The 8,358-nt window shown below is 44.3% G+C and carries 7 protein-coding genes; 5 read left to right on the top strand and 2 right to left on the bottom strand.

Translation table 11 applies throughout. The annotated features are described in order from the left end of the window. The coding region (locus RYL27_RS09550) for an ABC transporter permease (protein WP_314966847.1) at positions 1 to 1,069 on the top strand (1,069 nt) is incomplete at its 5' end. A 244-nt stretch (positions 1,070 to 1,313) separates the two neighbouring features. Here RYL27_RS09550 and thiI read toward each other — a convergent pair. Together thiI and RYL27_RS09540 are read right to left on the bottom strand one after the other, a co-directional pair. Beyond that, positions 1,314 to 2,519, bottom strand: coding sequence for a tRNA uracil 4-sulfurtransferase ThiI (thiI, locus tag RYL27_RS09545; RefSeq protein WP_314344759.1), 1,206 nt, complete (start codon positions 2,517 to 2,519; stop codon positions 1,314 to 1,316). A 91-nt stretch (positions 2,520 to 2,610) separates the two neighbouring features. Then, positions 2,611 to 2,847 carry an HPr family phosphocarrier protein gene (locus RYL27_RS09540; protein ID WP_314966844.1) on the bottom strand — a complete coding sequence of 79 codons (237 nt, stop codon included), beginning with the start codon at positions 2,845 to 2,847 and terminating at the stop codon, positions 2,611 to 2,613. A 102-nt stretch (positions 2,848 to 2,949) separates the two neighbouring features. On the opposite strand from RYL27_RS09540, the gene mtaB reads away from it, so the two are divergent. The 4 genes from mtaB to dnaK all read left to right on the top strand — a co-directional run. Further along, a complete protein-coding gene (gene mtaB, locus RYL27_RS09535; protein ID WP_314966842.1) occupies positions 2,950 to 4,380 on the top strand; it encodes a tRNA (N(6)-L-threonylcarbamoyladenosine(37)-C(2))-methylthiotransferase MtaB in 1,431 nt (476 codons plus the stop codon). Positions 4,381 to 5,173: 793 nt separating this feature from the next. Beyond that, on the top strand, positions 5,174 to 6,187 hold the full coding sequence (gene hrcA, locus RYL27_RS09530; protein ID WP_314344762.1) for a heat-inducible transcriptional repressor HrcA: 1,014 nt from the start codon (positions 5,174 to 5,176) through the stop codon (positions 6,185 to 6,187). A gap of 19 nt (positions 6,188 to 6,206) precedes the next feature. After that, complete coding sequence (gene grpE / locus RYL27_RS09525) at positions 6,207 to 6,803, top strand: nucleotide exchange factor GrpE (RefSeq protein ID WP_314329246.1); 597 nt, start codon at positions 6,207 to 6,209, stop codon at positions 6,801 to 6,803. Between the two features lie 141 nt (positions 6,804 to 6,944). Continuing rightward, on the top strand, positions 6,945 to 8,358 hold a 1,414-nt coding region (gene dnaK / locus RYL27_RS09520; protein WP_314966839.1), incomplete at its 3' end, for a molecular chaperone DnaK.

Below are 8,358 nucleotides of genomic sequence, written 5' to 3'. Positions count from 1 at the left end.
CTTAGCAGTATTATCCTCTTCATTTTTTATCACTTTATTTTCCAATATTGTTCAGAAAGAAGACGGTTTATCGCAAATCAGTGGTATGGAGAAATTTGATATTGTTTTAAAGCCCGGGGAAGAAGCAGATATTCAGAAGCTATATCAGAGAATATCCGATATGGATAACACCAAAGCAGTCATAAAATGCATAGGTCCCGGAGGGGGAGAAATCCTATGTGATAACAATGTAAGTGGAAGAATAACGGTTTATGATGACTATGAGAAATTGGAAAAAATAGGATTATACAAGGGAAGGTATCCTTTCTATGACAATGAAATTGCCATTTCGCTTAATCTCTCCAAGAGTTTAAAAAAAGGAATAGGAGATGTGATTTCAATTAGAAATGATTATCAAGAGCAAGCTCCGGAGGAAGAGTATGTAGTAACCGGACTGACACAAGGCAGCTATACCGGAGGACTGGATGTTTTCTTTAGCTATGAGGGTATCCTAAAAATAGAACCGGATGCCAGGTGGGAATCAATGTATGTATATTTAAAACATGATAGGGATATAGAAGGAGCAATATCGAATATTCAATCTCAAATAGGGGATGAAATTGTTTATATCGAAAATTTCAAAGGGCTGTTTAATAGCCAATTTGCTTCTGTTATAGCCAACGTAAAGGCAATACTCGTCTGGGTACTTTTGCTAAGTATGCTTATTACGCTAACTACAGTGATTTTACTGGTAAAGACTGTTGTATTGAATAATGAAAGTGATTTTGCGGTGATGAGAGCAATGGGCTTCACCACCTATCAGATAGCAAGGCAGATTTCTATGAGCATCCTGCCGATTTTGATGATGGCTTCCTTCATAGGATATGTATTGTCATTATTATTCACCAATAGAATTTTGATCCTTATGTTACAAGGAATGGGGGTTTATGACTTGCGATTTAGTCTTCCTAATGGATATATACTCTGTTATGCAATAGTCCTTATATTATTATCTTACTTCCTGTCCATACTCTATGTATGCAGACAGAGCAAGTACACTCCAAACTATATTATGAATAGAGGAGAGTGAAAGACTATAATAAAATCATATCTGTTCAATAGCCTTCTCAATAAAAAAAGGATGGGGGGTATTGCTCAAAATTTTAAATAGCGTCTATGCAGTATAGGTCTGAAAAAGGGGTAATCTGAGCCCGCCGGTACTTACTGAAAGCGAAGCTTGAAGTTAGTACCGCTGCGTGGCGAGGTTAGCGAGAGCGTGCCCCTGCTTCAGACCTGTACTGCATAGAAAATTATTTTATATAAGCCATCCTTTTTTATTCCGAAGGCCTATCTTTCCGCATTAAAATTGCCTCAGCCTCATTAATGGCCTTCTCCACCATTTCCGCTACGATGGGCTCCAGCTTTTCCTCCGACTTTCGAATCTTCTCAGGAATGGGCTTGGTAACAGGATGCTTTGCCACGAAGATGGTACAGCAATCCTCGTAGGGTTCAATGGAGGTTTCGTAGGTACCGATTTCCTGAGCCACATCCACGATTTCCTGCTTATCGAAGGCAATCAAGGGACGGTAAACCGGCAGGGTGCAGACTTCGTTGGTGCAGACCAGACTTTGCAGAGTCTGGGAAGCCACCTGTCCGATGGATTCACCTGTGATTAAACCGATACAGTTATTTTTGTATGCCAATGCCTCCGCAATCCGCATCATGTAGCGACGCATAATGATGGTCAGCTCCTCATGGGGGCAGTGCTCATAGATAGCCAGCTGGATATCCGTGAAATTTACCACATGCAGCAGTATGGGACCGGTATAGGTGGAAACCTGCTTGGCCAGATCCATAACCTTGATTTTTGCTCTTTCACTGGTATAGGGTGGAGCATGGAAGTAGGTGGCCTCCAGCAAAGCACCTCGCTTTGCCACCTTGTAGCCCGCAACGGGAGAGTCAATTCCTCCGGAAAGTAAAAGCATGGCCTTGCCGTTGGTACCAAGAGGCATTCCGCCCAGTCCGGGAATGATTTTTCCGTAAATATTCATATACTGACGGATTTCCACCCGAAGCTTCACATCCGGCTTATGCACGTCCACACGGGCGTTGGGGAAGGCCTCCAAAATGCTGTGCCCCAGCTCCTGATCCAGCTCCGGAGAGGTCATGGGATAGGACTTTTCCGCTCTTCGGCTTTCCACCTTGAAGGAAACGCTGCTGTTTCCATAGGCTTCTTTAAAGTAGGAAAGGACCGCATTTTCCAAAACGGAGAAGTCCGGGCTTAAAGGTACCTGGACCATGGGCGCAATGCCGGCAATACCGAACACATGGCGAAGGGCATCAATACACTCCTCATAATCGTAGTCCTCGGACTTCACATTCACATAGATTCTTCCCCGTTCCCGGCTAACGGAATAGCTTCCGGTAGCCCGCTTTAATTTCATCCGAATATCATGAACCAGGGCATCCTCAAAGACATAACGGTTTTTACCCTTGGTGCCGATTTCTGCATATTTAATCAAAAATGCTTGGTATTGCATAATTCTCCTTCTTTACATAAGAAAAGTGCATGAAACCATGCACTTTTGAAAAGCCTTGTATATCTTCTTTCTTTCCGTTAAGATACAACAGTTAAATGATGTAAGGAGCCAGGTGGGATAAAATATCCTCCATCTCTCCCTCATCAGCATGAATGTTTAAGTCGATAGGCTTGGAAAGATCCAAGGAGAAAATTCCCATAATAGACTTTGCATCAATCACGTAACGACCGGAAACCAAATCGAAGTCCACATCAGAGTAATGAACCAACTCGTTTACAAAGGACTTAACTTTATCAATAGAATTTAATGAAATACGAACCGTCTTCACAGCTTACCCTCCTTTAAAATTGATAACTTTATTGTAGTAATGAACGATTTTAAAGTCAAGCGAAAGCCGTGAAAGAACTGTAATTTTAGAAAGAGGATGAAAATGGATTTAGCAGGACTGCGCTTTGCCATGCACAACTTAGGCTGCAAAGTCAATTCATATGAGACAGAGGCCATGACCGAAGCGATTTTGCAGGAGGGGGCAAGGCTGGTGGACTTCACGGAGGAGGCGGACATTTACCTGATTAATACCTGCTCCGTCACCAATATTGCGGACCGAAAATCCCGGCAAATGATTCATCAAGCCAAGCAAAGGAATCCGGAGGCCATCGTCATTGCCACCGGCTGCTATGTGGAAGGAAAGCAGGAGGAGCTGAAAGAAGATAAGGGTATTGACATTCTTATCGGAAATACCGGAAAGGGTAGGGTGGTAGAGCTGATTAAGGCCTATCGGGAGGCTATGCTGGAAAATGATGCAAGTCCCATGGAGCCATTTTCCCCGGTACGGGAGGAGGGAGAGTACGAAAATCTCTTCCTTTCCAAGCCGAAGGATAAGAGCAGAGCCTTTGTAAAGGTGCAGGACGGCTGTAATCAGTTTTGCGCCTATTGTATCATCCCCTATGTTCGAGGAAGAATCAGAAGTCGTAAGGAAGAGGACTGTCTGGAGGAAATTCGCCATTTGGCAAAGGAAGGCTTTCAGGAGGTGGTCCTTACCGGTATTCACCTGTCCTCCTACGGATTGGATTTTGAAAATCTTTCCTATGAATATGCCAGTAGAAAGGCGGAAACGGGAGAGGCTTTACTGCATTTGATTTCCGAGGTGGGAAAGATTCCCGGTATTCAAAGAATTCGTTTGGGAAGTCTTGAACCCCGTATTATTACGGAGCGCTTTTTAGCAGGCTTAAAGGAAGTAGAGGCCATCTGTCCCCATTTCCATCTTTCCCTGCAAAGCGGTGCGGAAAAGACCCTGAAAGAAATGAATCGTCATTATACTAAGGAAGACTTTAAAAAGGCGGTGGAGGATATCCGAAGGGTTTATCCCATGGCGGCTATAACCACGGATGTGATTGTGGGCTTCCCCGGAGAGCGGGAGGAGGATTTTAAAGAGTCCCTTGCCTTCTTAAAGGAAATCTCTTTCTATGATCTCCATGTATTCAAGTTCTCCAGAAGAAAGGGAACCAAGGCAGACGAGATGAAGGAGCAGATTCCGGATAATATCAAAACAGCCCGCTCCAAAGAGTTTTTGGCATTGGCGCTGGAAGACTCCAAGAAATTCCGAGAGAAATTCTTAGGAAAAGAAAGCTCCATATTAATAGAAGAAATCCGGGAAATCGAAGGAAAGTACTATTACACCGGATTCAATAAAGAATATATCCGCTATATCCTGCCAGTTCAGGATAAGCAATTGGCAGAGTTTGAGGAAAATCAGGAAAAGAAAGACGAAAGACTTTCTCAATTAGGAAAAGAAGCTATCGGAAGTATTAGAGCCGTAATAGGCCTGGAGTTGAAGGGAGAGATGATTTTAGCAGAGTGAGGAGAATGAGTACGTTGTAAAAACCAAGACTTGCTTTCCGTCAGTATAGGTCTGAAATGGGGGCACGCTCCCGCTAAGCTCGCCCTGCAGGGGTTCTAAGCTTTTAAAAGACAAAAGCCAAGAACCCGCGGGCTCACATTACCCCCGCTTCCAGACCTATACTGCGAAAAGCTGGCAAGAATCATGTTTTTTACAGCATGCTTTTTGAAGAATGGATTTGGGGAGCTTAGTCTAATAATTAGAGACAACAAACCTATAAGTCTAAAATTCTATTATTCCAATATTCAATTCCCTTAAGGCTTCTATTCAACCATTCTTTCCCCGAACAGTGAGGGGCGAATTTTTCGGCTTCCGACTTTTGGCATTTGTCTCAGATTCAAAATTTTTTGATTTTTAGATTTTGTATTTTAACCTAATGCTTCTATCATTTCTCTATTATTTATTCGGCTCGCTTTCTCGGTATAGGGCTTATGACGGGGGCAATCTGAGCCCGTGGGTTCTTAGCTTTTGTTTTTTAAAAGCTTAGAACCCCTACGAGGCGAAGTTAGCGAGAGCGTGCCCCGGAGTAAGCCCTATACCGGAAAAGCGAAATCCATCTATTCTATAGAAAAAACAGTAAGAAAAATGCGGAAGTCGGAAGCAAAAACTCCGCCCAACTATGTTCATCAGAAATTCACAAAGTTCTTCTGAAAAATTCTTGACACATCCTTCCATTAGCGGTATATTATGACCATGTGTTAGCACTCAATACACACGAGTGCCAACAAAGCCAAGAAAGGAGGGAAAGAGTTCTGTGGATCAGAGAAAGGTGATTATTCTCACCACGATTATCAAAAACTATTTGGAAACCGGAGAGCCGGTAGGTTCTCGTACCATCAGTAAGTTTTCCGGTTTGAATCTAAGCTCGGCAACCATTCGTAATGAAATGAGCGACTTGGAAGAGTTAGGCTATATTATACAGCCTCATACATCTGCAGGAAGAATTCCCTCAGATAAGGGTTACCGCTTTTATGTAGACCAGCTTATGGAAAAGCAGGAGCGGGCCTTGTCCGATGTGAAGAGCTCTATGTTTGCCAGAATGGAACGACTGGAAAGTACCTTACAGGCTTTGGTAAGAAACATTGCCAGTGACACCCACTACGCGGCCTTAGTATCCGGCCCCAGTATGCAGAAGAATAAAATCAAGTTCTTGCAGCTTTCCTTAGTGGAGAAGCAGAAGGTCTTATTCCTTCTGATGTTTCAGGGCAATATTGTAAAGACCATTACCTTGGACATTCCGGAGGACTTGGAACAGGCTGCCGTCCTCTCCTTAAACCTTTTGCTAAATGATGTTTTAGCGGGGTTCTCCGTGGAGGAGCTGGGGGAAAAGGACATTCGCTCTTTAATGGATAGGACGCCTTATAAAGCGACCATGGAAACCGTACTTCGGGGAATGCAGGAGCTTTTGCATCCCGAGGAGGAAGAGATGGAGATTTATACTTCAGGCGCCACCAACATTTTCAAATATCCGGAGCTTACCGATTCGGAAAATGCCTCCAAGCTGATTTCCGCTTTAGAGCGGAAGGAGGAGTTGGCAGGTCTTCTGAAAGACAACGAGTCGGAAGAAAAGGATGGAAGCATTCAGGTTTATATCGGAAAGGAAAGTCCTTTGGAGGATGTGACGGATTGTGCAGTAGTTACCGCAAAGTATCACTTGGGTAACGGAATGCAGGGTACCCTTGGTGTCATTGGACCGAAGCGAATGGACTATGAGAAGGTTTTAAAAACTTTGACAAAACTGATTCAGGATATGGAACGGAGTTTTTAAATAGAGAAAGGAGAGACTTGTGGCAGAAAATACAGAGCAGCAAGGGAGGGAAGAGGAGCTGAAGCAGGCTCAGGAAGCATCTGTAGAAGTAGATGCGGAAGAGAATGGGGAGGCTACTTCCGAAGAAACTTCCGGAGAGGAATCCGTGGAGAGTTCTCAGGCTGTAGAGGAAGGAAGCTCCGAAGAGAATCCGGAACTTCTCCAATTAAAGGATAAGTACCTTAGAACCTTGGCGGAGTATGAGAACTTTAGAAAGCGCTCCGAGAAGGAAAAGGCACAGATGTTTGAACTGGGAGCCAAAAGCATTATCGAAGCTCTGCTTCCCGTGGTGGACAACTTTGAAAGAGCTTTAAGTCATGTGCAGGAAGAGGAAAAGGATTCCCCCTTCGTCAAAGGCATAGAAGGAATATACAAGCAGATTCAGAAGATGTTTGCCGATTGCAACATTCAGGAAATCGAGGCCCTCGGTAAGAAGTTTGATCCGGCTTTACACAATGCGGTGATGACGGAGGAAGAGGGAGATGCGGAGGAAGATACCATTACCCAGGATCTTCAGAAGGGATATACCTATCGGGGAAATGTGGTTCGACACTCCATGGTAAAAGTAAAGAAGTAGATAATAAAAGCAATACAACAGATAGTAAGGCAGTAATGCCTGAGACATGAGCATATCATGTAAGAGTTCTAAAATAACGTTAGTAAGAAAAAGTTTTGAAGAAAAACATTTTGTATATAGAGAAAAAGGAGAGTAAAGACTATGGGAAAGATTATTGGAATTGACTTAGGAACAACCAACAGCTGTGTAGCAGTTATGGAGGGCGGAAAGCCCGTTGTTATCCCCAATGCAGAGGGTATGAGAACAACCCCTTCTGTAGTGGCATTTACCAAGACCGGAGAGCGTCTTGTGGGAGAGCCTGCAAAGAGACAGGCGGTAACCAATGCGGAGAGAACCATTTCCTCCATCAAGAGACACATGGGTACAGATTACAAGGTATCCATTGACGGAAAGGATTATACTCCACAGGAAATTTCCGCTATGATTTTACAGAAGTTAAAGGCGGATGCGGAGAGCTATTTGGGAGAAAAGGTAACCGAGGCGGTTATTACCGTTCCTGCTTACTTTAACGATGCTCAGCGTCAGGCAACCAAGGATGCAGGTAAGATTGCAGGTCTTAAGGTAGAGCGTATCATCAACGAGCCTACAGCGGCAGCTCTTGCTTACGGTTTGGAGGATGAGTCCGAGCAGAAGGTTATGGTATACGACTTAGGTGGTGGTACCTTCGACGTATCCATCATCGACATCGGAGACGGCGTAATCGAAGTATTGTCCACCAATGGTGATACTCATCTAGGTGGTGATGACTATGACGATCGTATTACCAAGTGGTTGGTAGACGAGTTTAAGGCTGCAGAGGGGGTAGACCTTTCTCAGGATAAGATGGCTTTACAGCGTTTGAAGGAAGCGGCTGAGAAAGCAAAGAAGGAGCTTTCCTCCGCAACCACTACAGATATCAACCTGCCTTTCATTACAGCTACAGCAGAAGGTCCAAAGCACTTGGATATGAAGCTCAGCAGAGCAAAGTTTGAGGAGATTACTGCGGATTTGACAGAAAGAACTGCCCTTCCCGTACAGAACTCTATGAAGGATGCAGGACTTAGCAACGCTGATTTAGGAAAGGTACTCTTAGTCGGCGGTTCCACCAGAATGCCTGTAGTACAGGAAAAGGTAAAGCAGCTTACCGGAAAAGAGCCTTCCAAGAACTTGAACCCTGATGAGTGTGTTGCCCTTGGTGCAGCGGTACAGGGTGGTAAGATGAGCGGAGAAGCCGGAGCAAGCGATGTTCTTCTTCTGGACGTAACACCGTTAACTCTTTCTATCGAGACCTTAGGCGGAGTGGCTACTCCTCTTATTAAGAGAAATACCACCATTCCTACCAGAGCTTCTCAGGTATTTTCTACAGCGGCAGATAACCAGACTGCAGTAGACATCCATGTTGTACAGGGTGAAAGAGAGTTTGCAAGAGATAACAAGACCTTAGGACAGTTCAGACTGGACGGTATCTTACCGGCACAGCGTGGTGTTCCTCAGATCGAAGTTACCTTCGACATCGATGCCAACGGTATCGTAAATGTTTCCGCTAAGGATAAGGGAACCGGTAAGGAGCAGCACA

Source organism: Oribacterium sinus (assembly GCF_963537195.1).
GTDB classification, from domain to species: Bacteria; Bacillota; Clostridia; order Lachnospirales; family Lachnospiraceae; genus Oribacterium; species Oribacterium sinus_A.
Note: the sequence above shows the minus strand (reverse complement) of the source record. Positions and strands in the feature narration are given on the sequence as shown.

What these genes read in the sequence shown, in the direction of transcription:
- mtaB (WP_314966842.1), top strand. Translation starts at nt 2,950, where the DNA reads ATGGATTTAGCAGGACTGCGCTTTGCCATGCACAACTTAGGCTGCAAA.
- thiI (WP_314344759.1), bottom strand. Translation starts at nt 2,519, where the DNA reads ATGCAATACCAAGCATTTTTGATTAAATATGCAGAAATCGGCACCAAG.